Annotated in this window: 26 protein-coding genes; 17 read left to right on the top strand and 9 right to left on the bottom strand. The window is 63.8% G+C overall.

The window, feature by feature from the left end; genetic code table 11:
- Positions 1-96 precede the first annotated feature (96 nt).
- Entirely contained in the window at positions 97-444 is a 348-nt protein-coding gene (locus tag C0V72_RS09280) for a TspO/MBR family protein (protein WP_101793852.1), read from the top strand.
- On the opposite strand, the gene C0V72_RS09275 is transcribed toward C0V72_RS09280, so the two are convergent.
- Positions 441-956 (bottom strand): hypothetical protein, encoded by a 516-nt coding sequence (locus C0V72_RS09275; RefSeq protein ID WP_101793851.1) that lies wholly within the window; start codon positions 954-956, stop codon positions 441-443. The genes C0V72_RS09280 and C0V72_RS09275 overlap by 4 nt on opposite strands.
- Before the next feature lie 77 nt (positions 957-1,033).
- Between C0V72_RS09275 and tyrS the strand changes: the two genes are divergently transcribed.
- The 5 genes from tyrS to C0V72_RS09250 all read left to right on the top strand — a co-directional run bounded on the left by tyrS (position 1,034) and on the right by C0V72_RS09250 (position 5,557).
- The gene (gene tyrS, locus C0V72_RS09270) at positions 1,034-2,263 is read left to right on the top strand and encodes a tyrosine--tRNA ligase (protein ID WP_101793850.1); all 1,230 of its coding nucleotides are present in this window, start codon (positions 1,034-1,036) and stop codon (positions 2,261-2,263) included.
- 79 nt (positions 2,264-2,342) lie between these two features.
- Entirely contained in the window at positions 2,343-2,681 is a 339-nt protein-coding gene (locus C0V72_RS09265; protein ID WP_172438970.1) for a PilZ domain-containing protein, read from the top strand.
- A 75-nt stretch (positions 2,682-2,756) separates the two neighbouring features.
- A complete protein-coding gene (locus C0V72_RS09260; RefSeq protein ID WP_101793848.1) occupies positions 2,757-4,022 on the top strand; it encodes an MFS transporter in 1,266 nt (421 codons plus the stop codon).
- Positions 4,019-4,939, top strand: coding sequence for a cysteine synthase A (cysK, locus tag C0V72_RS09255; protein WP_101793847.1), 921 nt, complete (start codon positions 4,019-4,021; stop codon positions 4,937-4,939). Before C0V72_RS09260 ends, cysK begins: the two co-directional genes overlap by 4 nt.
- A 78-nt stretch (positions 4,940-5,017) precedes the next feature.
- Positions 5,018-5,557: a hypothetical protein gene (locus C0V72_RS09250; RefSeq protein ID WP_101793846.1), complete on the top strand. Its 540-nt coding sequence runs from the start codon at positions 5,018-5,020 to the stop codon at positions 5,555-5,557.
- A gap of 70 nt (positions 5,558-5,627) precedes the next feature.
- On the opposite strand, the gene C0V72_RS09245 is transcribed toward C0V72_RS09250, so the two are convergent.
- From C0V72_RS09245 to C0V72_RS09230, 4 genes are all read right to left on the bottom strand, one after another.
- Positions 5,628-7,433 (bottom strand): acyl-CoA dehydrogenase C-terminal domain-containing protein, encoded by a 1,806-nt coding sequence (locus tag C0V72_RS09245; RefSeq protein ID WP_101793845.1) that lies wholly within the window; start codon positions 7,431-7,433, stop codon positions 5,628-5,630.
- Between the two features lie 53 nt (positions 7,434-7,486).
- Positions 7,487-7,981: a MerR family transcriptional regulator gene (locus C0V72_RS09240; RefSeq protein ID WP_233999870.1), complete on the bottom strand. Its 495-nt coding sequence runs from the start codon at positions 7,979-7,981 to the stop codon at positions 7,487-7,489.
- 31 nt (positions 7,982-8,012) lie between these two features.
- On the bottom strand, positions 8,013-8,408 hold the full coding sequence (gene hisI / locus C0V72_RS09235; protein WP_101793844.1) for a phosphoribosyl-AMP cyclohydrolase: 396 nt from the start codon (positions 8,406-8,408) through the stop codon (positions 8,013-8,015).
- Positions 8,409-8,807: 399 nt separating this feature from the next.
- On the bottom strand, positions 8,808-9,503 hold the full coding sequence (locus C0V72_RS09230) for a ComF family protein (RefSeq protein WP_101793843.1): 696 nt from the start codon (positions 9,501-9,503) through the stop codon (positions 8,808-8,810).
- 56 nt (positions 9,504-9,559) lie between these two features.
- On the opposite strand from C0V72_RS09230, the gene C0V72_RS09225 reads away from it, so the two are divergent.
- Positions 9,560-10,324 carry a methyltransferase gene (locus tag C0V72_RS09225; protein ID WP_101793842.1) on the top strand — a complete coding sequence of 255 codons (765 nt, stop codon included), beginning with the start codon at positions 9,560-9,562 and terminating at the stop codon, positions 10,322-10,324.
- On the opposite strand, the gene ppdK is transcribed toward C0V72_RS09225, so the two are convergent.
- The 3 genes from ppdK to C0V72_RS09210 all read right to left on the bottom strand — a co-directional run bounded on the left by ppdK (position 10,321) and on the right by C0V72_RS09210 (position 16,456).
- The gene (ppdK, locus tag C0V72_RS09220) at positions 10,321-12,993 is read right to left on the bottom strand and encodes a pyruvate, phosphate dikinase (RefSeq protein WP_101793841.1); all 2,673 of its coding nucleotides are present in this window, start codon (positions 12,991-12,993) and stop codon (positions 10,321-10,323) included. The genes C0V72_RS09225 and ppdK overlap by 4 nt on opposite strands.
- Before the next feature lie 125 nt (positions 12,994-13,118).
- Positions 13,119-15,524 (bottom strand): glycine--tRNA ligase subunit beta, encoded by a 2,406-nt coding sequence (glyS, locus tag C0V72_RS09215; RefSeq protein WP_101793840.1) that lies wholly within the window; start codon positions 15,522-15,524, stop codon positions 13,119-13,121.
- Complete coding sequence (locus tag C0V72_RS09210; RefSeq protein WP_101793839.1) at positions 15,524-16,456, bottom strand: glycine--tRNA ligase subunit alpha; 933 nt, start codon at positions 16,454-16,456, stop codon at positions 15,524-15,526. The genes glyS and C0V72_RS09210 overlap by 1 nt, the downstream gene beginning before the upstream one ends.
- A 185-nt stretch (positions 16,457-16,641) precedes the next feature.
- Between C0V72_RS09210 and C0V72_RS09205 the strand changes: the two genes are divergently transcribed.
- The 10 genes from C0V72_RS09205 to ychF all read left to right on the top strand — a co-directional run bounded on the left by C0V72_RS09205 (position 16,642) and on the right by ychF (position 23,287).
- Entirely contained in the window at positions 16,642-17,031 is a 390-nt protein-coding gene (locus tag C0V72_RS09205; RefSeq protein ID WP_101793838.1) for a hypothetical protein, read from the top strand.
- Positions 17,032-17,035: 4 nt separating this feature from the next.
- Entirely contained in the window at positions 17,036-17,230 is a 195-nt protein-coding gene (locus tag C0V72_RS09200; protein WP_101793837.1) for a helix-turn-helix transcriptional regulator, read from the top strand.
- Positions 17,217-17,870, top strand: a complete 654-nt coding sequence (locus C0V72_RS09195) for a hypothetical protein (RefSeq protein ID WP_101793836.1) — start codon at positions 17,217-17,219, stop codon at positions 17,868-17,870. The genes C0V72_RS09200 and C0V72_RS09195 overlap by 14 nt, the downstream gene beginning before the upstream one ends.
- Positions 17,871-17,946: 76 nt before the next feature.
- Positions 17,947-18,864, top strand: coding sequence for a TraB/GumN family protein (locus C0V72_RS09190; RefSeq protein WP_101793856.1), 918 nt, complete (start codon positions 17,947-17,949; stop codon positions 18,862-18,864).
- On the top strand, positions 18,864-19,775 hold the full coding sequence (locus C0V72_RS09185) for a TraB/GumN family protein (protein WP_101793835.1): 912 nt from the start codon (positions 18,864-18,866) through the stop codon (positions 19,773-19,775). Before C0V72_RS09190 ends, C0V72_RS09185 begins: the two co-directional genes overlap by 1 nt.
- Positions 19,776-19,905: 130 nt before the next feature.
- Complete coding sequence (locus tag C0V72_RS09180; RefSeq protein WP_101793834.1) at positions 19,906-20,511, top strand: 50S ribosomal protein L25/general stress protein Ctc; 606 nt, start codon at positions 19,906-19,908, stop codon at positions 20,509-20,511.
- Positions 20,512-20,600: 89 nt separating this feature from the next.
- Entirely contained in the window at positions 20,601-21,182 is a 582-nt protein-coding gene (pth, locus tag C0V72_RS09175; protein ID WP_101793833.1) for an aminoacyl-tRNA hydrolase, read from the top strand.
- A 128-nt stretch (positions 21,183-21,310) separates the two neighbouring features.
- On the top strand, positions 21,311-21,550 hold the full coding sequence (locus tag C0V72_RS09170) for a PEP-CTERM sorting domain-containing protein (protein ID WP_233999869.1): 240 nt from the start codon (positions 21,311-21,313) through the stop codon (positions 21,548-21,550).
- 75 nt (positions 21,551-21,625) lie between these two features.
- Positions 21,626-22,150, top strand: coding sequence for an AAA family ATPase (locus C0V72_RS09165; RefSeq protein WP_101793831.1), 525 nt, complete (start codon positions 21,626-21,628; stop codon positions 22,148-22,150).
- 36 nt (positions 22,151-22,186) lie between these two features.
- Positions 22,187-23,287 carry a redox-regulated ATPase YchF gene (gene ychF, locus C0V72_RS09160; protein ID WP_101793830.1) on the top strand — a complete coding sequence of 367 codons (1,101 nt, stop codon included), beginning with the start codon at positions 22,187-22,189 and terminating at the stop codon, positions 23,285-23,287.
- A gap of 117 nt (positions 23,288-23,404) precedes the next feature.
- Here the strand turns inward: ychF and mutL are convergent, their stop codons facing one another.
- A complete protein-coding gene (gene mutL, locus C0V72_RS09155) occupies positions 23,405-25,261 on the bottom strand; it encodes a DNA mismatch repair endonuclease MutL (protein ID WP_101793829.1) in 1,857 nt (618 codons plus the stop codon).
- Positions 25,262-25,438: the final 177 nt, after the last annotated feature.

The raw sequence follows: 25,438 nt of genomic DNA, 5'->3' as shown, positions 1-25,438 counted from the left end.
CCCGGAAGACCATCCGCCGGGAAATCGATCAGGCCAAGGCGACACCTCGTAAAGCTGGATGTCGCCTTACGGCTCCTGTGAACTGTCCTTCAACAGCTGATCCTCGGCCTTGCCGGATGGAGCTTTTATATCGGTCTGACCCAGGCCCCGACCCCGGAGGCCCGTGCCGCTGTGTGGGCATTGTTTGCGGCCAACTTCGTGCTCCACCTCTTGTGGTCGCCGCTGTTCTTCAAGCTGAAGCGGCCGGATTGGGCCCTGGCGGAAAACGTGTTCCTGTGGCTTTCGGTCACAGGGCTACTGGTGGTGTTGCCGCGCCTGGTGGGGGACAGCTTTGCTGGCTGGCTTAACGTGCCCTACTTCATCTGGGTCAGTTTCGCCTTCCTGCTCAACGCCAAAATCGTCCAGCTTAATCGCCCCTTCGATAAGCCCGCGTCAGCTGCTTAACGTTCGATAATCAGCTGCCGGTTGGCTTCCGAGTGAAACTCCGGCTTGCCTGGCGGAAAGGCGAGCGCCCAGTACTGCGTGCCGCCCTTCGCGTGCTCGACGACAGCATTGAGCGCGACCTGCGCTGGCGCCGGCAGATCGGCGGCGATGCTGGCCTTGAGGATGAGGGCGCTACCATCATGCGAGCAGGCGATGGCCATGGCATCGACCGGGGCATCGCGCATCCCTTCGCGGAAGGAATCGAAGTCGTAAGCCGCCCACCGGCCTGATGGCGACAGGTTGAATTCGCGGTAAAATGTGCCGCCCAGCGGCTGCCAGAAAATCTCGAAACAGGTCGTCTGCCACAGATTGTCCGTCCGTTCGGGCACCGCCAGCGCGGGCACGATGATTCCCGGGATATGACCATCGAGCCGGAATTCGGCCTCGCAACCGCGGGGCGTCGGAGTGACAGATGCCGTCACCGCGCGGATCGGGCCGAGGTCGCAGGCAACGTGGAGCATGAGCGGGTGCATGTCCGGTGTCTGCCCTGTCACCCCGCCCTCGGCAAGCCACTTCCCGTCAAGCCTGCGCGCTGGTAGGGCCGCGCCCCATGACCAGCTACGAATCCGATCTTCTCCGCCTGCTTGATGAGCGCGGTTATATCCACCAATTGACCGATGCAGCCGGGCTTGATGCGCTGGCGGCCAGGCAGATCGTGCCGGGTTACATCGGATTTGATGCGACCGCGCCTTCGCTTCACATCGGCTCGCTGGTGCAGATCATGATGCTACGCCGCTTGCAGCAGACGGGCCACAAGCCGATCGTGCTGATGGGCGGCGGCACCACCCGGATCGGCGATCCCACCGGGCGCGACGAGAGCCGAAAGATGCTGACCGACGCGACCATCGAAGCCAATATCCAGTCGATTTTCACGGTGTTCGACAAGCTTCTGACCTTTGGCGACGGGCCGACCGATGCCGTGATGGTCAATAATCACGATTGGCTGGGCAAGCTCGGTTATATCGAGCTGCTGCAAGAGGTTGGCACGCACTTTACGGTCAACCGCATGCTGACCTTCGATTCCGTCAAGCTGCGGCTTGAGCGCGAACAGCCGATGACCTTCCTTGAATTCAACTACATGATCCTGCAAGGCTACGATTTCAGGCACTTGTCGCGCGAACTTGGCGTTCGCTTGCAGATGGGTGGCAGCGATCAGTGGGGCAATATCGTCAACGGTATGGAGCTTGGGCGGCGCATGGACGGGGCCGAGCTATACGGTCTGACCACGCCCCTGCTGACCACCGCCGACGGGGCCAAGATGGGCAAGACCGCAGCGGGCGCGGTCTGGCTGAACGAAGACCAGCTGCCCGCCTACGATTTCTGGCAATACTGGCGCAATGTCGATGACCGCGATGTGGGCAAGTTCCTGCGGCTGTTTACGGACCTGCCGCTCAGCGAGATTACCCGGCTCGAACTGCTGGAAGGCGCTGAAATCAACGCCGCCAAAGTGGTGCTCGCCAATGAGGTGACCAAGCTGGTGCGCGGCGAGAATGCCGCTGTCCGGGCCGAGGCGACAGCGCGCGAAACCTTTGCCGGATCGGGCGCAGGCGAGGATCTGCCCAGCCTTGCGGTTGGCGCCGAAGGGATGCGCATTGCCGCCGTGCTCACCGCCGTCGGTCTGACCGCGTCCGGCGGCGAAGCTAAACGCAAACTGGCCGAGAGCGCCATCAAGTTGGACGGCGCAATAATCACCGATCCCGCCTACCTCGTGCAGCCCGGCGAGGGTGAGACCCTGCGCCTTAGCCTTGGCAAGAAACGCCACGCCCTCATTTACTGCTGACCCTTCGATTTTTACCAATTGTCAGCCTTTGTGCGGCATCCCTGTCTTTTGACAACGTCGGAGGGAAGGACCGCAATTCGTGTCGGGTGGAGCTAATCTCAGCGTAACCGATATGCGCCGCGCCGCGCGTCATCCGGTCGATTTTCCGGCGATCGTGGAGCATTTCGTGCACGGCGACCTGCATCTGCGGGTCTGCAATCTTTCGGCCCATGGTTTCATGGTCGACAATTGCGAGCGGCTGCAACGCGGCGATCGGATCATTATTCGCCTGCCAGTGGTTGGGCGGATTGAAGCTTATGTGATCTGGACCCGGGATGTGCGCGCCGGATTGCAGTTTGAACGCATCATCCGGCTTGATGATTTCGGTGCGGTGATCGACCAGCTGCAACCCAATCCGCGCTTGCGGCGATCACGCTAAGCCCGCCACAAATCGCACGAATGCACCTTTCGCCTGCTTGGCAGGGCGGCCCGCGCCTGCCATTGCGCAGACGTGATGGAACCCACCTCTCCCCTGCAAATCGGCGATTACCGACGCTATTGGCTCGCGCGTTTCATGGCCGTCTTTGCCACCATGTCGATGGTGGTGCTGCTGGGCTATCAGCTCTACGAGGTCGCCCGCGACGATTACGGGATGAGTGTCGCCGAGGCCTCGTTCCAGCTCGGCTTGCTGGGGCTGGCGCAGTTTGTCCCGTTGTTCCTGTTGACGCCTGTCGCAGGTCTTGCCGCTGACCGGTTTGACCGGCGCTATGTGGCCGCCTTTGCCAACGGGATCGACGGCTGCGTCGCGATTGTGCTGGCGGTGGCAACCTGGGCCGATGCGCTGAATATCCCGATCCTGTTCTCGCTGGCCGCCGCCCACGGCGCGGCGCGGGTGTTTGTGGGTCCGGCCATGAGCGCGATTGCGCCCAATATCGTCCCGCCCGGCTTGCTCCCGCGTGCGATCGCCCTGTCGTCAATCGCGTGGCAAACCGCCAGCGTTGCCGGCCCGGCGGTTGGCGGGTTGATTTATGCCGAAGTCATCTGGCTGCCCCATGCCATGTCAGCCGCCATGCTTGGCGCGGCGATGGTGCTGATCCTGACCGTGCGCCCGATCAAGGCCCGGCACGATGGCCCGCGCCTCAAACCGCTCAGGCAGATCATCGAGGGGTTGGTTTACGTCTGGCGCGAGCGGTTTCTGCTGGGCTGCATCACGCTGGACCTGTTTGCGGTCTTGCTGGCCGGCGCAACCGCGCTGCTTCCGGTCTTTGCGCGCGATATCCTTTTCGTCGGGCCGGAAGGGCTCGGTCTGATGCGAGCCGCACCGGCGCTTGGGGCCGCCAGTGTGGCGTTGATCCTGTCCTTCCGCCCGATCGAGCGCCGGGTTGGCATCAAGATGCTGTGGGCCGTTGCGGCCTTCGGGGCATTGACGATCGCCTTTGCGTTTTCGCGCAATATCCTGCTGTCGCTCGCGATTTTGGCGGCGATGGGTGCGGTCGATATGGTGTCGGTGTTCATCCGCAGCTCGCTGGTGCAGCTGTTCACGCCCGATGACCGGCGCGGCAGGGTGTCCGCGATTTCGGGCCTTGCCATTTCCGCTTCCAACGAGCTGGGCGAGATGCAATCCGGCCTTGCCGCAGCCATCCTCGGCGCGACCGGGGCGGTTGTATTCGGCGGGGCGGGTGCGATATTCGTGACTATGGTCTGGGCGTGGTATTTCCCCGAACTGCGCCGCGCCAACAGCTTCGAGCCAGCTGCGCTCAAACGAGAGGTATCGACATGAAGGCTGACAACATCCTCGCCACTATCGGCGGCACCCCGCACATCCGGTTGTCACGATTGTTCCCGGATCATGAAGTCTGGGTGAAGTCGGAGCGCTCCAACCCTGGCGGCTCGATCAAGGATCGCATTGCGCTGGCGATGGTCGAAGATGCCGAAGCGCGCGGAGCGCTGAAGCCGGGCGGGACGATTGTTGAACCCACCAGCGGCAACACCGGCATCGGCCTGGCGATGGTCGCCGCGGTCAAGGGCTACAAGCTGGTGCTGGTCATGCCCGAATCGATGTCGATTGAGCGCCGCCGGTTGATGCTGGCCTATGGCGCGAGCTTCGATCTCACCCCGCGCGAACGCGGCATGAAGGGCGCCATTGAACGCGCGCAGGAATTGGTCACCATGACGCCGGGCGCATGGATGCCCAGCCAGTTCGACAATGCCGCCAATCCCGCGATCCACGCACGCACCACCGCGCAGGAAATCCTTGCCGACTTTGCCGATAGCCCGATTGATGTGATGATCACCGGGGTCGGCACCGGCGGACACCTGACCGGCTGCGCAGAAGAGCTGAAGAAGCACTGGCCCGCGATGAAGGCGTACGGCGTAGAGCCCGCGCTTTCGCCTGTCATCAATGGCGGTCAGCCCGGCCCGCACCCGATCCAGGGCATTGGCGCAGGCTTCATCCCCGGCAACCTCCACACCGCCGCCATCGACGGTGCCATTGCCGTGGATGCCGAGGACGCCAAGGACATGGCCCGCCGCGCTGCGTGCGAGGAAGGGATGCTGGTGGGGATCTCATCGGGCGCGACCCTTGCCGCGATCGCGAAGAAGCTGCCGGATTTGCCTGCCGGTACGCGGGTGATGGGATTCAATTACGACACGGGAGAGCGTTACTTGTCTGTCCCGGACTTCCTGCCGGTGGAATAGACCGATTCCTTAACCGGGCAGCGCTAGCCTTTCGGCCATCAGCCAGCACCTTCGCGCGGCTGCCCGGGAAATGCGGCCATGAAGTTCATCAAGCTTGAATCGCGCGGCGGCAATTATCTCGTTGTGGCCGAGAATATCGCATGGCTCCGCACCGGCGAGAACGGCCAGACCAATGTCGGGATCGTCGGCGGTCAGCCGCTGCTGGTGACCGGGTCGATTGAGGAGGTCGCAGAGAAGATCCTCAATGCCTTCGGAACCGGAGATGCGCCGGCACCTGCGCCTGCGCCTGCCCCCGTCGGCGCGGTTGCTGAGCCAATGACCGAAGCTGTTGCTCCGGCGCCAGAGCCGGACGCAGTGGCACCTGCGCCCCCCGCGCGCGCGCCTGAGCCGGTTGCTGCTGAGCCAGAGCCTGTCCGATCAGAGGCGGTGCCTGAGGCGGTGCTTGAGCGTGAGCCGCCCGAACCCGAACGGCAAGCTGCCACTCCCGAACCGGTGCCGCCACGCCCGCGCCCTGCCGTGCGCAGTTCTGCGGCCTTGTGGGAACGTCCCGCCCCAGCCCCCGCCTCGGGCTTCAAGGTAAAGGGCGGATCGCAGCGGATGATGGGCGCGCTGGAATAGCCTGCCAAACCAAAAACGGGCCGCCATGCGATGGCATGACGACCCGCTTTGAAGGGATAATGCGGAAGGCTTACGCCGCGGTGGCGAAGGCCTCTGCCGGCAGCTTCATCATATATTCGCTGCCCGCTTCCAGCTTGCGCCGCAGTGCGCCTGCATCAGGCAGGAAGCGTTCGGCGTAGTAATTGGCCGAGACCAGCTTGGCCTCGTAGAACGCCTTGTCTTCGGGCTCTCCCGCGAGCTTCGTCAGCGCCACCTTGGCCATCTTCAGCCAGAAGAAGCCCAAGGTCACGATGCCCATGATGTGCATGTAGTGATGCGCGCCTGCGCCGAGGTGGTTGGGGTTGGCCATCGCGTTCTGCATGAACCACATGGTCGCCGCCTTCTGCTCGCCCAGCGCCTTTTCGAGGCGTTCGGCGACGGACTTCAATTCGTCCACCTGCTTGGCCGCAGCGATTTCTTCGTCGATCATTGCAAAGAACGCCTGGATCGCCTTGCCGCCGCCTGCGGCGAGCTTGCGGCCGCACAGGTCCATCGCCTGCACGCCATTGGCGCCTTCGTAGATCATCGCGATGCGGCTATCGCGAACAAACTGCTCCATGCCCCATTCCTTGACGTAGCCGTGGCCGCCATAGACTTGTTGCATGTTGGTTGCGATGTCATAGCCCTTGTCGGTGCCATAACCCTTGATGACCGGGGTCATCAGACCGATGAGCAGATCGGCGGTTTCGCGTTCTTCAGGGGTCTGCGCCTTGTGGGTCAGATCGACCTGCAACGCGCCCCACAGGCACAGCGCCCGCATCGATTCGGTGAACACCTTGGCATCCATCAGCATCCGGCGCACGTCGGGGTGGACGAAGATCGGATCGGCCTTCGCTTCCGGTTCGGCCGGGCCAGAGAGAGCGCGGCCCTGACGGCGATCGAGCGCGTAGGTCACAGCGTTCTGATAGGCGACTTCGGCCTGGGCATAGCCCTGAATGCCGACGCCAAGGCGTGCGGCGTTCATCATGATGAACATGGCAGCAAGGCCCTTGTTCTCCTCGCCCACCATGTACCCCGTCGCGCCGTCATAGTTGAGCAGGCAGGTGGCGTTGCCGTGGATGCCCATCTTCTTCTCGATCGAACCGCAGGTCACGCCGTTGCGCGCAGCAGGCTCACCGTTCTCGTCGAGGATGAACTTCGGCACGATGAACAGCGAGATGCCCTTGGTGCTGTCGGGCGCGCCCGGAGTCTTGGCCAGCACCAGATGGATGATGTTGCTGGTGAGGTCATGCTCGCCGGCCGAAATGAAGATCTTGGTGCCGGTGATCGCATAGGTGCCATCGCCGTTCGGCACGGCCTTGGTGCGGATCATGCCGAGATCGGTTCCGCAATGCGGCTCGGTCAGGTTCATGGTGCCCGACCATTCGCCCGAAATCATCTTGGGGAGATAGAGCGCCTTTTGCTCGTCCGAGCCCTTGGCCGTAATCGCCGAAATCGCACCCGCCGTCAGGCCGGGATACATCGCAAAGGCCTGGTTGGCGGTGCCAGTGTATTCTTCGAGCACAAAGCCGAGCACATGCGGCAGTCCCTGCCCGCCGAATTCCTCCGGCTGGGCCAGCGTGCCCCAACCGCTTTCCACGTAAGCCTGATAGGCTTCCTTGAAGCCCGGAGGCGTGGTGACACTGCCGTCTTCGTGACGGGTGCAGCCATACTCGTCGCCTGCCTGATTGATCGGCGCGAGCACTTCCGCGCAAAACTTGCCCGCTTCGTTGATGACCGTGTCGATCATGTCGGGGGTGGCGTTTTCGAAGCCCGGCAGGTTGCCGTAGCTGGCCAGATCAAGCACTTCGTTAACGATGAAGCGCGTGTCGCGGGTCGGCGCGGTGTAGGTCGGCATCACATATCCCTTTAGTGAGCGGTACAGGTGGTATCGGGGGCTGCGTTATTGGTTCAACGCAGCTCAAGCTTTTCGATTTCGGCCACGAAATCGGTGAGTTCATTGATCGAGGAATCGATATCGTCGCGCTGCGCTTTGAGCTTGGCGATGTGGATGCGGCACTTTTCAATGGTGACACGGCGCTGTTCGACGCGGCCATCATCAAGATCATACAGATCGATCATTTCGCGGATTTCGGTCAGGCTGAAACCGACGTTCTTGGCCCGCATGATCCAGGCGAGCCGCGCGCGGTCCCGCTTGGAATAAACGCGGGTCAGGCCGACGCGGGCCGGATTGATGAGCCCCTCATCCTCGTAAAAGCGCAGCGCACGGGCGGTGCAGCCGAACTCCAGCGTCAGATCGGAGATGGTAAATTGTTCGCGCTCGTGCACATCAGGCCGATCCAGATGCGCGCCGTTGCGGCGCTGTTCGCTGCTGGCGTCTTTGCCGGCATCTTTGCCGGCCTGTTTGGATGTGTCAGCGGCGGTGGAAGCAGGAGCAGTAGCCATGTCCCGCCTCTACCTTACGTTTACGTGAGCGTCAAGTATCGATGCGAGTCAGGACGGGCTGCTGCCCGTCCCCCGCGATGCGGCGATAAAAACAGCTGCGCGCCCCTGTGTGACACGTGGGGCCGGCAGGAACGGCGCGGATAACGAGTGCGTCTTGATCGCAGTCGACGCGAATCTCGGCGACAGCAAGGAAGTGGCCCGAAGTTTCGCCCTTGAGCCACAATGACCCGCGCGAGCGCGACCAGAAATGCACCTTGCCGGTCTCGAGCGTCTTGGCCAGCGCCTCTTCAGTCATATGTGCGACGACCAGCACCTCTCCCGAAGCGTCATCCACGACCACTGCGGTCAACAATCCATGAGCGTCAAATCGCGGTGCGAAGAGGGTGCCCTTCTCACGCTCAGCAGTGGAAAGAGATTGCTCAGCCACCTCAAAACTCCCGTCAGATCATGTCGTCAGGCCGCAGCCCATGCAAGGATTGTTGCAAGCACACAACAGGGTCATCCAAAAAATGCAAAGCTTGCAGGTTCAGTCTTTCGCAGCAACGCATGGCGTGGAACAAGCGTCGTCAGAGACATCGCAAGGTGCTCTCAACCGAACATCGACACCGCCCGGTGTCAGGTTCAGGGGGTGACCGGGCCGCAGACCGACAGCGGGGTGTCAGTGCGACCGGTTGAACGATAGGGATTGGATCCCGGCAGCGAAATTAGGGGGTCGCTGCCACCTCCTGCAAGGGAGGAGCCCGCAAGGGTGGATTCGCACCGTTTCGTCACGTGGCGCCCGGGGTCCAAAAGGCCCCGGGCGTTATGTTTTTCAGGCAGAACCGCGCTATGGTTGCGCGAAGTGATGGCCCTCCTCTACCCGCGCAAAACACGCCACTGCGATGGAAGCAGGATGAGCGGCTGCGATCGCGGCGATACAGGCGCGACTTGTCGCGCCGCTGGTAAGCACGTCGTCGACCAGCACGATATCACGTCCCGCGATGCGCCCGGCCTGCCCGGGTGCCAGTCTGATTGCTCCTGTCAGCACCCGCTCGCGCGCCTCGCGCCCCAGCCCGCCGAGGTTGGGCGTGCGCCGGAACCGCACCAGCGCCGCCACCGCCGCCTCGCCCTTGCCGCTCTGCTCAAGCGCGCGCGCGAGTAGGGCCGACTGGTTGAACCCGCGGCTCCACAGCCGCCAGCGATGGAGCGGCACCGGCACCAGCAGCGGCGGCGCGCGGCCTGCCAGCGGCTCGGGCATCCGGGCTGCGATCAGCCGCGCCAGCAATCCGGATAATGCGATCCGCCCGCCGTGCTTGTAGGCCAGCACCAGCTTGCGCGATGTTTCGTTGTAATAGGTCGCCGCATAGACCGGCACGTCGTGGCCCGCCACCTCGGGATGATCGGGCACCTCGAGCGTGCTCCAGCAATCGATACAAAGCCCCGCCTGCGCGGCAACCGAAGCCCCGCACGAAGGGCAGCGCGGCGGATAGACGAAGTCCACCAGCGGTGCGAATTGCCGGGCGATGTGAGCGACCACTGCCATCGCTGCGGAGTGTCGCACGGCTTGCAACCTGGTGGCAAGCACGGCAGGGCAATGCCATGACAAGCGCCTCCGTCCCCACGATCTTCGCCGAAAACCGCCGCCTGGCCCGCGCTGTGCGCAGTGCGCGTCGCCGGCTGAACGATGCGGCAGCGACCTACCTGATCGACGAGATGGCCGACGACATGGTCGAGCGCCTGTCTTTTGTGCGCCATCAGCCACGGGCGGCGCTGATGATCGGTGACTGCCCGCGGTCCTTGGCGGTCTATCTGGAGCAGGATGGCGCGATGCTGGCCGTCAACCGCACCGCCAATCCGGCCGAACCGCTGGCGGGGGGGCCGTATGACTTCATCGGCGTGATCGGGCAGCTGGATGCGGTCAACGATCTGCCCGGGGCGCTGATCCATCTGCGCAATGCACTCACCCCCGGCGGGCTGGTGATCGCCAGCTTCATCGGCGGCCAGAGCCTTCCCGCTCTGCGCGCCGCGATGATGGCGGCCGAACCGGACAGGCCCGCGGCACGGCTCCATCCGATGGTTGATGCCCGCGCGGCGCCTTCGTTGCTCCAGCGCGCCGGGTGGAAGGATCCGGTGGTGGACACGCACACGCTGGCAGTGCGCTATTCCTCACTCGGCCGCCTGGTGGGCGACTTGCGGGATCAGGGCCTTGGCAACGCCCTCGCAAAGCCCGCCGCCCCGCTGGGCAAAGCCGCCCTCGCCCGTGCCCGCGCCGCCTTCACCGCCCGCGCCGAAGCCGATGGCAAGGTGACCGAGACGTTCGAAATCGTCACCCTCACCGGCCGGCGCTCGCTTGCCGGAACCTAGGCCTTCTTCAAGGCCGCCTGCGCGGCCGCCAGCCTTGCGATCGGCACGCGGTAGGGCGATGCGCTGACATAATCGAGGCCGACCTTCTCGCAAAAGGCGATGCTCGCCGGGTCCCCGCCATGTTCGCCGCAGATGCCGAGCTTGATATCGGGGCGGGTCTTGCGCCCACGCTCCGCCGCCAGTTCGACCAGTTGGCCGACACCCTCGATATCAAGGCTGACGAAGGGATCGCGCGGAAAGATGCCTTTCTCGACATAAACGCTGAGGAACCGCGCCGCATCATCGCGGCTGACGCCCAGCGTGGTCTGGGTGAGATCGTTGGTCCCGAAGCTGAAGAACGCGCCTTCCTCGGCAATCTCGCCGGCCATCAGCGCGGCGCGCGGCAATTCGATCATGGTGCCGACGAGGTAATCCACCCGCGTGCCGACTTCGGCAAACACCGCTTCGGCCACCCGGTCAACCAGCGCGCGCAGGATCGCCAGTTCCCGCTTTGTGGCGACCAGCGGGATCATGATCTCGGGCAACGGCGCTTCGCCCGTCGAGGCCTTCACCGCGCACACCGCCTCAAAGATCGCGCGGGCCTGCATCTCGTAGATTTCAGGGTAGGTGATCCCGAGGCGGCAGCCGCGGTGGCCGAGCATCGGGTTGAATTCGTGGAGTTCCCCCGCCCGGCGCTTCAGGTGATCGACCCCAAGCCCGGTGGCATCCGCCAGTTCGGCAAAGTCCTCGTCCGCATGGGGCAGGAATTCGTGCAGCGGCGGATCGAGCAAGCGGATCGTGCAGGGCAGGCCCGCCATCACCTCGAAGATCGCGGTGAAATCGGCGCGCTGTTCGGGCAGCAATTGCTCCAGTGCGCGCCTGCGGCCAGCCTCGTCATCCGCCAGAATCATCTGGCGCACCAGCGAGATACGCGAGGCTTCAAAGAACATGTGTTCAGTCCGGCACAGCCCGATGCCCTCCGCACCGAACTGCCGCGCCATGCGGCAATCATCGGGCGTTTCGGCATTGGTGCGCACCTTCATCCGGCGCAGCTTGTCGGCCCAGACCATCAGCGTCCCGAAATCGCCCGCCAGCTCCGGCTCGACCGTGGGGACGATGCCGAGCATCACCTGCCCGGTTGCGCCGTCGAGGGTGATGGCATCGCCTTCCTTGAGCTCGGTGGAGCCGATCCGCAGAGTGCGGGTGTTGCGGTCGATCGAGACCTGCCCGGCGCCCGAGACGCAGGGCCGCCCCATCCCGCGCGCCACAACTGCCGCGTGGCTGGTCATCCCGCCGCGCGCGGTCAGGATGCCCTGCGCGGCGTGCATGCCGTGGATGTCTTCCGGGCTGGTCTCCACGCGCACCAGAATCACCTTTTCGCCGCGCCCCGCCCATTGTTCGGCCGTGTCGGCGTCGAGCACGATCTTGCCCGCTGCCGCGCCCGGAGAGGCGGGCAGGCCCGTGGTCAGCACATTACGCTCGGCCTTGGGGTCGAGCGTCGGGTGGAGCAGCTGGTCCAATGCCATCGGATCGACCCGCCGCACGGCCTCGCGTTCATCGATCAGGCCTTCCTCGACCATGTCGACCGCCATCTTGAGCGCGGCCTTGGCGGTGCGCTTGCCCGAGCGGGTCTGCAGCATCCACAGCTTGCCGCGTTCGACCGTGAATTCAATGTCCTGCATGTCCTTGTAGTGAAGTTCCAGCAGGTCGAACACGCGGGCGAGTTCGGTGTAGGCGTCAGGCAGCGCCTCTTCCATCGACAGCGGCTTGGCGCCTGCTGCCTCGCGCGCGGCCTTGGTGAGGTATTGCGGCGTGCGGATGCCCGCGACCACGTCCTCACCCTGTGCGTTGATCAGGTATTCGCCGTAATAGGCCCGCACGCCTGTCGCCGGGTCGCGGGTGAAGGCGACGCCGGTGGCGCTGGTGTCGCCCATGTTGCCGAACACCATCGCCTGCACGTTGACCGCGGTGCCCCAGTCGCCCGGAATGTCGTTGAGCCGCCGGTAGACCTTGGCGCGGTCGCTGTCCCAGCTGTCGAACACCGCGCGGATCGCGCCCCACAGCTGTTCGTGCACGTCCTGCGGGAACGGGCGGCCCAGCTCGTCCGCGACGATCGTCTTGTAGTGCCCGACCAGCGCCTGCCAATCTTCACACGACATCTCGGTATCGCTGTAAAAGCCCTTGTCTTCCTTGGCGATCTCCAGCGCTTCTTCAAAGTGTCCGTGATCAATCCCGAGCACCACGTCCGAATACATCTGGATGAACCGGCGGTACGAATCCCAGGCGAAGCGGGCATCGCCGCTCGATGCGGCAAGCCCGGCCACGGTCGCATCGTTCAGGCCGAGGTTGAGCACCGTGTCCATCATCCCCGGCATCGACACCCGCGCGCCCGAGCGGACCGACACCAGCAACGGATCAGCGGCATCGCCGAAGGTCTTGCCGACCGTGGCTTCGACATGCTTCAGCGCACCAGCCACTGCACTTCGCAGATGGTCGGAGAAATCCGCGCCATCCTGCAGATAGGCCACGCATTCTTCAGTGGTGATCGTGAAGCCCGGAGGCACAGGCAGGCCGATGCTGGCCATTTCGGCAAGGTTGGCGCCCTTGCCGCCCGCAACGGTCTTGTCCTTCTGGCGCGGGTCGGAATGGTCGGCTTGGCCTCCGAAAACATAGACCGTCTTCAATGTCATGGCAGTTCCCGCGCAGTGTGGTGAAAGTTACAAAGGCTACACGCTGTAAACTTCAAAAAAGGCACTAATCTCCTGATCCTGAACGTCTTTTCCCAAGGTGACGGACAAAGGAGCAGCGAGGAAAATCATCCCTCGATCCGGCTGAAATCGGCGACCCGGTGCACCGCATCGCGAAAACGGGCGAGCAGGGCAAGGCGCGCTTGCCGCTTTTCCGCCTCTTCGGCATTGACAGTCACCTCTTCAAAGAACCGGTCGATGGGCGCGCGCAAGGTGGCAAGCGCAGCCATGGCATCGGCGAACTGCTCGGCCTCCACCGCCTGCGCGGCGCGCGGAGCGGCGGCATCGAGCGCGTCGATCAGCGCTTTCTCGGCGGCTTCCGGCGTGTAGGAAAGGCCCGACAGGGCGTGCGCCTGCTCAGCGACGATATCACCGATATCGGGATCATCGACCATCGCGAGCGGATCTTCCTCGCCGGTCTGCTCAATTGCGTCATGTGCCCCTTCACCGTGGGAAAGGAGTTGGGGATCGGGGTTCACCCCATCGAGCGCGGAAGCCCCCACCCCCGACCCCTCCCCGGCGGGCAGGGGAGATTGATAGCCTTCCTTCTTGAGGATATTCGCCGCGCGCTTGTAGCCAGCAAGGAGGTTGGTGCCGTCCTCGGTGGTGACGAAAGCTTGCAGCGCGCGGACGCGGGCGAGCAGGCGGACAAGATCGTCCTCTCCGCCGAGCGCGAACACCGCGTCTATCAGATCGTGGCGAACGCCGGCTTCGCGTTGCTGGACTTTGAGGCGATCGATTAGAAACTCGATAACTTCGTCCGCAATCATTGCTATGCGACGTTTGTCTTCGGCTTCAGCTTCGCTGGACGTCAGTCCGCTGTCAAAACTGTGGCCATAGATCCGCTCGAATGCAGCAAACGAGTCACTGTCGGGACCGAAAATCGGTGCATTGGCAACAACCTGCTTCAATACTGAGAGCTTGGTGCAACGAAGATTATTCGTTAACGTGAGCGCCAAGTCGCTTAAAGCCGCCCGTCGAAGCGCAAACGGATCACGAGAACCAGTGGGTCGCTCGGAAATTGCAAAGAAGCAGGTGAGCGTATCCAGCTTATCCGCCAACGACACCGCCACCGTCACCGGAGCCGTCGGCACATCATCCCCCTGCCCGACCGGCTTGTAGTGATCGCGGATCGCGTCCGAAACTTCCTGCGGCAGGCCTTCCTTTGCGGCGTAATAACCGCCCATAAGCCCCTGCAATTCCGGGAATTCGCCCACCATTTCGGTGACGAGATCGGCCTTGCACAGCTGCGCGGCCTGCTCGGCCATGTCGGCCAACTTTTCCTTCGTCATGCCAGCGGAAGCTGGCACCTCGGGCGTGGGGTCACTGCCGCCCGAGGCCCCAGCTTTTGCTGGGGTGACGATATCGGATTCAACCAACCACCGCGCCAGCTTGGCCACCCGCTCGACCTTGTCGGCGACGGTGCCGAGCTTCTCGTGGAAGGTGATGCGCGCCAGCTTTTCGGCATGAACCGCCAGCGGAGTCTTCTGATCCTGTTCCCAGAAAAACCTTGCATCCGAAAGCCTTGCCGCGAGCACCTTACGGTTTCCGTTAACCACCACCGCGGGGTCAATCGCGTCGATATTGGCGGTGCAGATGAAGGCATTCGCCAGCTTCCCGTCTGCGCCCTCGCACACGAAATACTTCTGGTTCACCCGCGCGGTCAGCTGGATGACCTCGGGTGGCACCTCCAGAAACGTATCATCAAAGCGGCCCAGCAGCGGCACCGGCCATTCGGTGAGGCCGGCATTCTCGGTCACCAGCCCCTCGTCAGCGACCAGGGTCAGGCCCGCTTCCGCAGCTGCCTTGGCCGCGCCGTCGCGGATCAGGCGGCAGCGTTCGGAGAAATGGACGATCACATGGGCGGCGCGCAGGGTTTCGATGTAGCTCGCAGCATCGGCGATTTCGACCGGGCCGGAATGGTGGAAGCGGTGCCCCATCGTTGTGCGCCCGCTGGCAATCCCGTCAACCGCGCAAGGAACCACCGCGCCGTCGAGCAGCGCAATGATCCCGGACAGCGGGCGCACCCAGCGCAGGCTTTCGGTCGTCAGCGAGGCTTCGCCCCAGCGCATCGACTTGGGCCAGGGAAAGGCGCGGATGATCGCCGGGATGGCTTCGGCCAGCACATCGGCGGTATCGCGGCCCGGCTTTTCGACCACGGCGAAATAGACCCCGCCGCGCTCGACAAGCTGTTCGGCGGTGAGGCCGACCTTGCGCAGGAAACCCTCCAGCGCCTGCGGCGGTGCACCGACCTTGGGGCCCTTGGTTTCCTCAGCGACCGCCGTGGTTGCGAGCGGCAAATCCTTCGCGATCAACGCCATACGGCGCGGCGTGGCGAAGGTTTCGATCGATCCCGCCGCCAATCCGGTCTTGGCCAGCGCATCGGCGAACAGCCGCGCCAGATCCTCCTTGGCCTTGGGTTGCATCCGGGCGGGGATTTCCTCGCAGCGCAGTTCGAGCAGAAAGTCAGCCATCAGACGAGACTCCACTCGGGATATTTCGCTTCCCATTCCGGCGTCATCTTCTGCGCGTATGCCTCACACGAAGAGCGCGCCAGATCACGCACGCGGCCCATATAGCTGGCGCGTTCCTGCACAGAGATCACGCCGCGCGCCTGCAACAGGTTGAACACGTGGCTCGCCTCGACTGCCTGTTCGTAGGCGGCGATGGGCACGCCTGCAGCAAGGGCATTGCGGCATTCAGCCTCGGCCTTGGCGAACAGATCGAACAGCGCGTCCGTATCCGCGACCTCGAAGTTCCACTTCGACATCTGGCGCTCGTTTTCGAGGAACACATCGCCGTAAGTCACGCCCGAGGAGTTAAACGCCAGGTCGTACACGTTGTCGACGCCCTGGATATACATCGCCAGACGCTCAAGCCCGTAGGTCAGCTCGCCCGCGACCGGCTTGCAATCGAAGCCGCCCATCTGCTGGAAATAGGTGAACTGGGTGACTTCCATCCCATCGCACCAGACCTCCCAGCCCAGCCCCCATGCGCCGAGCGTAGGCGATTCCCAATCGTCTTCCACGAAGCGGATGTCGTGCGCCAACGGGTCGATGCCGATGGCGCTGAGGCTTTTGAGGTACAGCTCCTGAATGTTGGGCGGAGAGGGCTTCAGGATCACCTGATACTGGTAGTAATGCTGCAAGCGGTTGGGGTTTTCGCCATAGCGCCCGTCGGTCGGGCGGCGGCAGGGCTGCACGAAAGCGGCGTTCCACGGCTCCGGGCCGAGCGCGCGCAGGGTGGTGGCGGTGTGGAAGGTGCCTGCCCCCATGCGCATATCATAGGGCTGGAGAATCACGCATCCGGCCTCGGCGCTCCAAAAATCGTGGAGCGTCAGGATCATGTCCTGAAACGAACGCGCCGGATCACGCGGCGCAGGCTGATAAAATGGGACGGCGGTCATGGCGGCTCGCCATGGCCGAACACCCCCACAGCGTCAATGCCGCAGCGCAGCAAGGCCGGGCATCAGCACGGCAATGGTCAGGGTGATACGACATAAAGTCAGGTGTTCTTGACATTGTCACCAAATCGCGACATAAAGTCAGGCATACCTGACATACACAGACACCCGACAGGAACGTCCGCGCCATGACCACCCAACGCCGCGAAAAAGCCACCAGCATGGTTCTGACCGCGTCCTACATCGGCAGCTTCGGCACATTGTTCGTCGCTCTCGCTTTGTTGCTGCACATGCCTGACTTTATCCGCGGCGTGGCGATCGGGCTGCTCATCGCCAGCCTGTTCGTCTTGTTGCTGCGCCAATTGCGCGACGAATATCTCCAGCGGCTATGGTCAGCGGGGACATCATGGGCGTTCATCGCCACCGTTTTCTGGGTCACCGCCGTGCCGCTCGCGCTTGGCACCTTTGAAGGCAGCCGCGCCGATGCCTGGGTGCCGGATGTGCCGGCGATCTGGACCTTCATCGTCGCGCTCGCCGCATTTTTTGCAGGGTTCCACTGGACCCGGCTGAGGGCGTGAGAGGATGAAGAACCGGCTCAAGGTCCTGCGCGCCATGCGCGACTGGTCGCAAGCGGATCTGGCAGTGCGTCTGGATGTCTCGCGCCAGGCGGTGAACGCGATTGAAACAGGCAAGCATGACCCGTCCCTTCCCCTTGCCTTTCGGATTGCTCGCCTGTTCGACATGGCAATCGAGGAGATTTTCGATGACCAAGCCTGATCTTGCCGACCATGACGATGGCCCGTCGGCGAATGCGGTGAACACCAGGCGCGCGCTCCTGGGGACACTGGCCGGGATCGCTCTGTTATTCCTCGCTGGCGTTTTCGCAGGCTTTCTCAGTGGCGCTATCGAACAGGGGACGGTGCGGCCGCTCGATGTCGTAATTCTCGCAGGCATCGCCGGGCTGATGGCCGTGGTGGCGTATAGCGTCTGGCGGTTCTGGCCGGGCAGTTCGGGCGAACCGGTGGCACAAAGCGCGCGCAAAGCGACCCGCATTATCTACGCCATGTGCGGCATTGGTGCGATCATGGGCTTTGCCCTCGGCGCGGCTGATGACACGGGTTCGATGGCCTTTCTGTCCAACCGCCCTGTCAGCAATGTGGTCGCTGGGCTGAGTATCGCCGTTTGGGCGGTGGTGGTTCCGGCGCTGACCTGGATGTGGTGGCGGACCGTCGATGAGCATGAAACCGCCGTTTACGCAGAATCCGGGCTGGCTGCCGTTCACGTTTACCTCATCGGTGTGCCGACATGGTGGATGGCAACCCGCGCCGGGTGGCTTCCTGCGCAGGATCCGATGATCGTCTGGGTGATCATCGCGGTGCTGTGGTCGGCCATCTGGCTGTATCGGCGATATACGTAATCCCGCCTTTCAAGCAAACTTCGTTGCAAATGCAGCGCCAAAACCTACCAACCATGTTTATCGAAAGGGAATGATGATGAAACTTGCTTCCGTGCTTACCCTGAGCGCTGCGCCCTTTGCCTTGCTGGCGGCAAGCCCGGTGCTGGCCACCGAACCGGCGCCGACCACTGCCGCAGCGCCCGCCGCGCCCACCGGCAATGGCCCCGCCCTGTGGAAGGTCGCTGACGAGGATACGACCATCTATCTGTTCGGCACAGTCCATGTCCTGCCGCAAGGGGTCGAATGGTACGACACGACGATCGCCGCTGCCCTTGAAGGGTCCGAGACGATCGTGACCGAAATCCCGATGAACGCGGCCGCCGATGCCCAGCTCCAGCAGCTCACCATGGCCAAAGGCATGCTGCCCCAGGGCACCACACTCCGCTCGTTGCTGACCCCTGAGCAGGCAGCCACTTACAGCGCTGCGGTGGCTAAGCTGGGCATGCCGGTCGAAGCCCTTGATACCTTCAAGCCGTGGATGGTGGGCCTTACCTTGTCGCTTCTGCCGCTGATGCAGCAAGGCTATGATCCCAATAGCGGGGTGGAAAAGGTTCTGCTGGCGAAGGCGGGCAACAAGCCCACCGACGCGCTGGAGACGGCTGAATTCCAGCTCGGCATCTTCGATGGGATGACGCAGGAAGCGCAGATCAGCTTCATGATGGAAGCCGCCACCGGCATTGACGAGATGAAGCCGATGCTCGACCGGATGGTCACCGAATGGGCCAAGGGCGATGCTGACCGGCTTGCCGAAGTGATGAACGAAGGCATGACCGATCCGGCTGTCGCTGAAGCGCTGCTTTACAGCCGCAACGCCAACTGGGCCGAATGGATCGACACGCGCCTCGATACGCCGGGTTCTGTTTTCATCGCGGTCGGTGCTGGCCACCTTGCCGGGGCCAAAAGCGTGCAGGATTATCTTGAACAAAAGGGCATCTCGGTCGCACGGGTGAAGTGATGCGCGGTTGGCTGAGGGCACGGGCCATGCGCTTTGCCGCGCTGAGCATGGCTCCCTTGGCGCTGGCTCTCGGCGGTTGCAGCGACACCGGCGGTGAGGCGGCCGCCGGGCCGCCGCCGGACCCGCTGTTCTACGAAATCGCGAACGCCGACGGCACGGTGGAGGGGTGGATGCTTGGCACCATCCACGCCCTTCCCGATGGCGCGCGCTGGCGCACTGCAGAAATCGGCCGGGTCATCGACACGGCCGATTTCCTCGTGGTCGAGATCGGCGAATTGAACGGCCGCGGCGAAGGCCCATCGATCTATGCGAACCTTGCGCAGAGCCCCGGCCTGCCCCCGCTCGATACCCGCCTGCCGCCCGAACTGCGCCCGCAGCTGGCTGCGTTGCTGGAACGCGGCGGGTTGGAGCCGGACGATTTCTCCACCGAGGAAAGCTGGGCTGCCGCCATTGCGCTGGCCCGGATCGATGCGACCGGCGATCCCGCCAATGGCGCTGATCGCGCGCTGATTGCGGATTTTGCCGACCGCCCGGTGCGCGAACTCGAAGGGCTGCGCGGGCAATTATTGATCTTCGATCGCTTGCCCGAAAGCGCCCAGCGTTCGATGCTTGCCGCCGTGGTGCGCGAAAGCGAGCGGGGGCGCCGGGACCCGGCCCGGCTCCAGCGCGCCTGGCTGGCAGGCGATGCGGCAACCATCGAAGCCTCAACCCGCGAAGGATTTCTGGCCGACCCGATCTTGCGCGAAGCGCTGCTTGTCGGGCGCAACCGGCGGTGGACCGCCGCGCTCGTCCCCGTGCTCCAGCAGCCTGCCCGACCGTTGATTGCGGTGGGCGCGGCGCATCTGGTTGGCCCTGACGGCCTGGCCGCGATGCTTGCAGCCGAAGGGTTCACTGTGCGCCGCCTGCCATAGGGGCTGCGCCCTAAAGCGGTTGCCAATCAGGCCATCTGTCTCTAAGGGCCCGCGCTTCGATGCTCCGGACATCCCTGGAGGCGGTGCATCGGATACCACGCTAAACAACACGCATTCGAAAGGCAAACGTATGAGCGAGACTCTTACCCTGCCGGCTGAAGCGCGCGAACGGGCTGGCAAGGGAGCCTCCCGTGCAATTCGCCGCGAAGGTCGGACACCTGCTGTCATTTATGGCGGTAAGGAAGAACCCACCATGATCCACGTCGAGCAGAAGGAACTGGTCAAGCTGTTGATGACCGGCCACTTCATGAACTCGATCGTCAACATCGAGATCGGTGGCAAGACCGTCCGCACTCTGCCCAAGGATGTTGCGTTCCACCCGGTGACGGACCGCCCGCTTCACGTCGATTTCCTGCGCATGACCGGCGATAGCATGGTTGAAGTGCAGGTGCCGGTTGTGTTCGTGAACGAAGACGCCTCGCCGGGCCTCAAGAAGGGCGGCGTGCTGAACATCGTCCGTCATGAACTGGAACTGCTGTGCCCCAACGCCGACATCCCTGACGAAATTCAGATCGATGTCACCGGCAAGGATGTGGGCGATGCGATCCACATCAGCGAAGTCACCCTTCCAAAGGGCGTGAAGAGCGTGATCACCGATCGCGACTTCACCATCGCCACTCTGGTAGCCCCCTCGGCGCTCAAGAGCAGCGACGGCGACACCACGACTGCTGAATAAGCCGTCTTTGTCATGACAGCTATCGAACGCCGGGCTTCGCAAGAAGTCCGGCGTTTCGTTTTGTGTGAGCGGCAGCTAGGGATCTTGCTATGCAAATCTGGGTCGGCCTTGGAAATCCCGGACCGCGCTATGCGCTCCACCGGCACAATGTCGGCTTCATGGCGCTGGACGTGATCGCGGACATGCACAGCTTCGGCCCGGTGCTGACCAAATTTCAGGGATGGGTGCAGGAAGGGCGGATCGGCAGCCAGAAAGTGCTGCTGCTGAAACCGGCCACCTTCATGAATGAAAGCGGCCGCGCTGCCAGCGAAGCGTTGCGGTTCTACAAGCTTGGCGCCGACGCTCTCACCGTATTCCATGACGAACTCGACCTCGCCCCATTCAAGGTGAAGGTGAAGCAAGGCGGCGGCCATGCGGGGCACAATGGCTTGCGCTCGATCGACCAGCATTGCGCCAGCATCGGTGCGCCCGAATACCGCCGCATCCGCCTCGGGATTGGTCATCCGGGGCACAAGGACCGTGTCACCGGCCACGTGCTTGGCAATTACGCCAAGGACGAACAGGATGATCTGGTCGCCATGCTCGGTGCGGTTGCCGCGGAGGCGGAATGGCTCGCCAAGGGTGATGACGTGCGCTTCATGAACGATATTGCCATCAGGATGCAGGGTTAGGGGCACCCGTTTGTCCCATTCCGCAACAGGCCTTGAAGGCTGCGAGATTTTTCCGATCCGTCCGATTAACCCCGCACATGAACCAACGCCATTGCTGCGTGGTCAGGGCTAAAGGAGGGCATCTGTATATGCTGAAGACCAATTTCGTTTCCGGTTGCTTCGCGGCCGCAATGCTGACCGTTTCGTTGGCTGCACCGCTTCAGGCCATGAAGCTGCCGCCGCAGGAGCCGCCGGTCAGCTCGTCGTCTGGCGGCGGATCGTCGGGCGGCACCGCCGTTCCCGAGCCTGCAACGGCCGCCCTGTTTGGCGCGGCCGCGGCTGCGGTGCTTGTGGCGAAGCGCCGCCGCCGCAAGGGAGCGGACGACTGACCCGCTGAAAGCTGCGGGCGGCTCTCATTGATTGTCCCGGATTGACCCGGGGCCGATAATCGGCGAGGCGGCGCCATGCGCCGCGTGCTGATTATCGGCCCCTGTGGCTCGGGCAAAAGCACCCTCGCCCGCGAACTTGCGCCCCTGCTGGGTCTGCCGCTTGTTCACATGGACCAGCTTGGCTGGCAGGCCGGCTGGGTCGAGACCGCCAAAGCCGATCTCAACGCCCGCCTCGCTGCAACCCTTGCGGGTGACGCTTGGCTGATCGAAGGCAATTACGGCAGCACGCTCGCCCCGCGCCTTGAACGGGCGGACACGGTCATCTATCTCGATTTCCCGATCCGGCTGTGCCTGTGGCGGCTTGTCAAACGGATCGCCGCCCATCGCGGCCGTTCGCGGCCCGACATGCCCGATGGCTGCCCTGAACGGTTCGATCCGGCCTTTTTCTGGTATGTCATGACATGGCACGCCGGCCCCGGCCCGCGCACCGAAGCAAAGCTGGCGACTTTCACTGGCGACATCATCCGCCTCACCAGCCCGCGTGCCTTGAAGCAATGGCGCACGCGCAACAATCTGGCCATTGCCGATGGGACCCGCTAAGGGCGGCGGCTTTCCAGCTAATCAAGAGAAGACACCATGGGTTTCCGCTGCGGCATTGTCGGCCTTCCGAATGTGGGCAAGTCCACTTTGTTCAATGCCTTGACGCAAACGCAGGCGGCGCAGGCTGCGAACTATCCGTTCTGCACCATTGAGCCCAACGTGGGTCAGGTCGCGGTGCCGGATGAACGCCTGCAAAAGATCGCCGCCATCGGCAAGAGCGCCAAGATCATCGAAACCCAGCTCGGCTTTGTCGACATCGCCGGCCTCGTGAAGGGTGCGAGCAAGGGCGAGGGCCTCGGCAACCAGTTCCTCGGCAATATCCGCGAGGTGGACGCCATCGTCCATGTGCTGCGCTGCTTTGAGGATGACGATATCCAGCACGTCGCCAACAAGGTCGATCCCATTGCGGATGCCGAAGTGGTCGAGACAGAACTGATGCTGTCCGACCTCGAAAGCCTCGAAAAGCGCGTGCCGGCTGCGGCCAAGCGCGGCGCTGCGGGCGACAAGGAAGCCAAGGCCATGGCAAGCGTGCTCGGCCAGGCGCTGGAGCTGTTGCGCGATGGCAAGCCCGCGCGGCTCACCGTACCGGGTGATGACGAGGAAGCGCGCCTGTTCAAGCAAGCCCAGCTGCTCACCGCCAAGCCCGTCCTCTACGTCTGCAACGTCGCGGAAGAAGACGCAGCGGAAGGCAATGCCCTGTCAGCCAAGGTGTTCGCCAAGGCCGCCGCTGAAGGCGCGCAGGCTGTGGTCGTCTCCGCCGCTATCGAAGCCGAACTGGTCGCCATGCCGGTGGAAGATCGGGGCGAATTCCTCGAAGCGCTGGGTCTCACCGAAAGCGGCCTCGCCCGCGTGATCCGCGCCGGATACAAGCTGCTGGGCCTCAAAACCTTCTTCACCTGCGGCCCCAAGGAAGCCCGCGCCTGGACCTTCCCCGATGGCGCCAAGGCCCCGCAAGCGGCCGGCGAAATCCACTCCGATTTCGAACGCGGCTTCATCCGCGCCGAGACGATTGCCTATGACGACTACGTCGCGCTCGGCGGCGAAGCGGGCGCCAAGGAAGCGGGCAAGCTGCGGCAGGAAGGCAAGGAATACGTCGTGCAGGACGGGGATGTGCTATTGTTCAAGTTCAATGTTTGAGGAGTGGCGTCGCCCTTCCGTCACCCCAGCGAAAGCTGGGGCCTAGGACATCTGGACACTGCACTTGCCGCTTGAGGTCCCAGCTTTCGCTGGGATGACGAAGGCGGGACGGCGCTTTTAATGCCGCCCAAACAGCTTCTCAACGTCCTCCATGCTCAGCTTCACCCACGTCGGCCGCCCGTGATTGCACTGGCCTGAGCGCGGGGTTGCTTCCATTTCGCGCAGCAGCGCGTTCATTTCCGCCACGCTGAGCACCCGCCCTGCCCGCACCGAACCGTGGCAGGCCATCGTCGCCAGCACCAGTTCAAGCCGCTCGGCCAGCAGCAGCGCGCCGCTGTCCTCTTGGCTCCCGTGCTTGGCGATATCGTCAGCCAGATCGCGCAGCAGCTTGGCGCTGTCCGCCTTGGCAATCGCGGCCGGAACCGCGCGCACCAGCATCGCGGCAGGGCCGAAGCGTTCGATCACGAGACCGTAGCGCGCCAGCCCCTCGGCGGCGTCCTCCAAGCGGTCGCAATCGACCTCGTCCAACTCGACCACATCGGGGACCAGCAGCGCCTGGCTGCGACGTTTGGCTTCCTCCGCCCCGGCAGCGCGCAGGCGTTCCAGCACAAGCCGTTCATGCGCCGCGTGCTGATCGACCAGCACCAGCCCATCGGCGGATTCGGCGACAATATAGGTGTTCGCCACCTGCCCGCGGGCGATGCCGAGGGGGTATGCTTGCGCTTCGGCAGGCACGGGCGCGGCTTCCTCGGCGCGGCCCTGCGGCTGGGCGAGCGGCGCATTCCACGCGGGGCGCGCTTCGCCGAGGCGGGGCTGCGAAGCGCTCCAGTCACGGCCTGTAAAAATGCTCTCTAGCATCGGAGCTATCGGCGCAGCAGCCGGTGCGACCGGCTCGGCCTGCCACCGCGCCATCGCGGCGCGATCCGGCCCCTGCGCACTCCGCCGATCCCCCGTCGCCAAAGCCTGCCGCAGGCCCGAGACGATAAACCCCCGCACCCCCGCGCTGTCGCGGAAGCGCACTTCGGTTTTCGCCGGGTGGACATTCACATCGACATCCTGCGGCGGCAGGTCGAGGAACAGGGCGAGCACCGCATGGCGATCCCGCGCCAGCATATCGGCATAGGCCCCGCGAACCGCGCCCACCAGCAGCCGGTCCTTCACCGGACGGCCATTGACGAACAGGTACTGATGATCGGCCACGCCGCGATTATAGGTCGGCAAGCCCGCCAGCCCCGTCAGCCGCATTAATCCATGCGGCGTCTCACGCTCCATTGCGATGCCGACCGAATTGTCCTTCATCTCATGCGCGATGATCCGCGCTACGCGGGTTGCCAGTTCTTCATCCGCTTGCAGCGAGAGCACCGTGCGTTTGCCCGCATCACCCACTGTCTCCAGCGTGAAAGCAATATCCGGGCGCGCCATCGCGAGCCGCCGCACCACATCAAGGCAGGCCGCATATTCGCTGCGGGCCGTGCGCAGAAACTTGCGGCGCGCGGGCACCTTGGCGAAGAGTTCTTCAACGCGAACCCGCGTGCCGGGAGGGAGCGCGGCGGGTTCGTCTGCCACGAGCGCGCCATGATCGACCACGCGCCGCCAGCCCTCAGCCGCCCCGGCCTCGCGGCTTTCGATGGTCAGCCGCGCAACACTGGCAATGCTGGGCAAAGCCTCCCCGCGAAAGCCGAGGGTGGTGACCAGTTCGATTGCACCGTCCGGCCCGATCAGCGAATCGGGCAGCTTTGATGTCGCGTGACGTTCGAGGGCCAGCGCCATGCCGTCCGGCCCCATGCCGCAGCCATCGTCCACCACTTCGATCCGGGTCAGCCCCCCGTCTGCCAACACCACCCCGATTCGCCGCGCGCCAGCGTCAATCGCGTTCTCGACCAGCTCTTTCAGCGCTGCTGCGGGGCGTTCCACCACTTCCCCTGCGGCAATGCGGTTCACAAGCGACGAAGGCAGGCGGCGGATTTCGGGCATTTGTCGCACGCTAGCGATGAGCCATCGCAATTTCGAGGCTTAGCGCACAGAAAACGTCGCGGCAGTGGACAAATATTTTGGCCTTTTCTGCGCGGATTCGCTAGGCGCGCCGTGTCATGTCACAAACGGGTCGATAGTCCCGCAGCCGCACTGCAAGCGCGGCCCGCGGCCCTGCCC

Source organism: Porphyrobacter sp. TH134, assembly GCF_002855495.1.
Classification (GTDB): domain Bacteria; phylum Pseudomonadota; class Alphaproteobacteria; order Sphingomonadales; family Sphingomonadaceae; genus Erythrobacter.
Note: the sequence above shows the minus strand (reverse complement) of the source record. Positions and strands in the feature narration are given on the sequence as shown.

What these genes read in the sequence shown, in the direction of transcription:
- C0V72_RS09275 (WP_101793851.1), bottom strand. Translation starts at nt 956, where the DNA reads ATGCACCCGCTCATGCTCCACGTTGCCTGCGACCTCGGCCCGATCCGC.
- tyrS (WP_101793850.1), top strand. Translation starts at nt 1,034, where the DNA reads ATGACCAGCTACGAATCCGATCTTCTCCGCCTGCTTGATGAGCGCGGT.
- C0V72_RS09260 (WP_101793848.1), top strand. Translation starts at nt 2,757, where the DNA reads ATGGAACCCACCTCTCCCCTGCAAATCGGCGATTACCGACGCTATTGG.
- cysK (WP_101793847.1), top strand. Translation starts at nt 4,019, where the DNA reads ATGAAGGCTGACAACATCCTCGCCACTATCGGCGGCACCCCGCACATC.
- C0V72_RS09250 (WP_101793846.1), top strand. Translation starts at nt 5,018, where the DNA reads ATGAAGTTCATCAAGCTTGAATCGCGCGGCGGCAATTATCTCGTTGTG.
- C0V72_RS09245 (WP_101793845.1), bottom strand. Translation starts at nt 7,433, where the DNA reads ATGCCGACCTACACCGCGCCGACCCGCGACACGCGCTTCATCGTTAAC.
- C0V72_RS09240 (WP_233999870.1), bottom strand. Translation starts at nt 7,981, where the DNA reads ATGGCTACTGCTCCTGCTTCCACCGCCGCTGACACATCCAAACAGGCC.
- C0V72_RS09230 (WP_101793843.1), bottom strand. Translation starts at nt 9,503, where the DNA reads ATGGCAGTGGTCGCTCACATCGCCCGGCAATTCGCACCGCTGGTGGAC.
- C0V72_RS09225 (WP_101793842.1), top strand. Translation starts at nt 9,560, where the DNA reads ATGACAAGCGCCTCCGTCCCCACGATCTTCGCCGAAAACCGCCGCCTG.
- ppdK (WP_101793841.1), bottom strand. Translation starts at nt 12,993, where the DNA reads ATGACATTGAAGACGGTCTATGTTTTCGGAGGCCAAGCCGACCATTCC.
- glyS (WP_101793840.1), bottom strand. Translation starts at nt 15,524, where the DNA reads ATGGCTGACTTTCTGCTCGAACTGCGCTGCGAGGAAATCCCCGCCCGG.
- C0V72_RS09210 (WP_101793839.1), bottom strand. Translation starts at nt 16,456, where the DNA reads ATGACCGCCGTCCCATTTTATCAGCCTGCGCCGCGTGATCCGGCGCGT.
- C0V72_RS09205 (WP_101793838.1), top strand. Translation starts at nt 16,642, where the DNA reads ATGACCACCCAACGCCGCGAAAAAGCCACCAGCATGGTTCTGACCGCG.
- C0V72_RS09200 (WP_101793837.1), top strand. Translation starts at nt 17,036, where the DNA reads ATGAAGAACCGGCTCAAGGTCCTGCGCGCCATGCGCGACTGGTCGCAA.
- C0V72_RS09195 (WP_101793836.1), top strand. Translation starts at nt 17,217, where the DNA reads ATGACCAAGCCTGATCTTGCCGACCATGACGATGGCCCGTCGGCGAAT.
- C0V72_RS09190 (WP_101793856.1), top strand. Translation starts at nt 17,947, where the DNA reads ATGAAACTTGCTTCCGTGCTTACCCTGAGCGCTGCGCCCTTTGCCTTG.
- C0V72_RS09185 (WP_101793835.1), top strand. Translation starts at nt 18,864, where the DNA reads ATGCGCGGTTGGCTGAGGGCACGGGCCATGCGCTTTGCCGCGCTGAGC.
- C0V72_RS09180 (WP_101793834.1), top strand. Translation starts at nt 19,906, where the DNA reads ATGAGCGAGACTCTTACCCTGCCGGCTGAAGCGCGCGAACGGGCTGGC.
- pth (WP_101793833.1), top strand. Translation starts at nt 20,601, where the DNA reads ATGCAAATCTGGGTCGGCCTTGGAAATCCCGGACCGCGCTATGCGCTC.
- C0V72_RS09170 (WP_233999869.1), top strand. Translation starts at nt 21,311, where the DNA reads ATGCTGAAGACCAATTTCGTTTCCGGTTGCTTCGCGGCCGCAATGCTG.
- C0V72_RS09165 (WP_101793831.1), top strand. Translation starts at nt 21,626, where the DNA reads ATGCGCCGCGTGCTGATTATCGGCCCCTGTGGCTCGGGCAAAAGCACC.
- ychF (WP_101793830.1), top strand. Translation starts at nt 22,187, where the DNA reads ATGGGTTTCCGCTGCGGCATTGTCGGCCTTCCGAATGTGGGCAAGTCC.
- mutL (WP_101793829.1), bottom strand. Translation starts at nt 25,261, where the DNA reads ATGCCCGAAATCCGCCGCCTGCCTTCGTCGCTTGTGAACCGCATTGCC.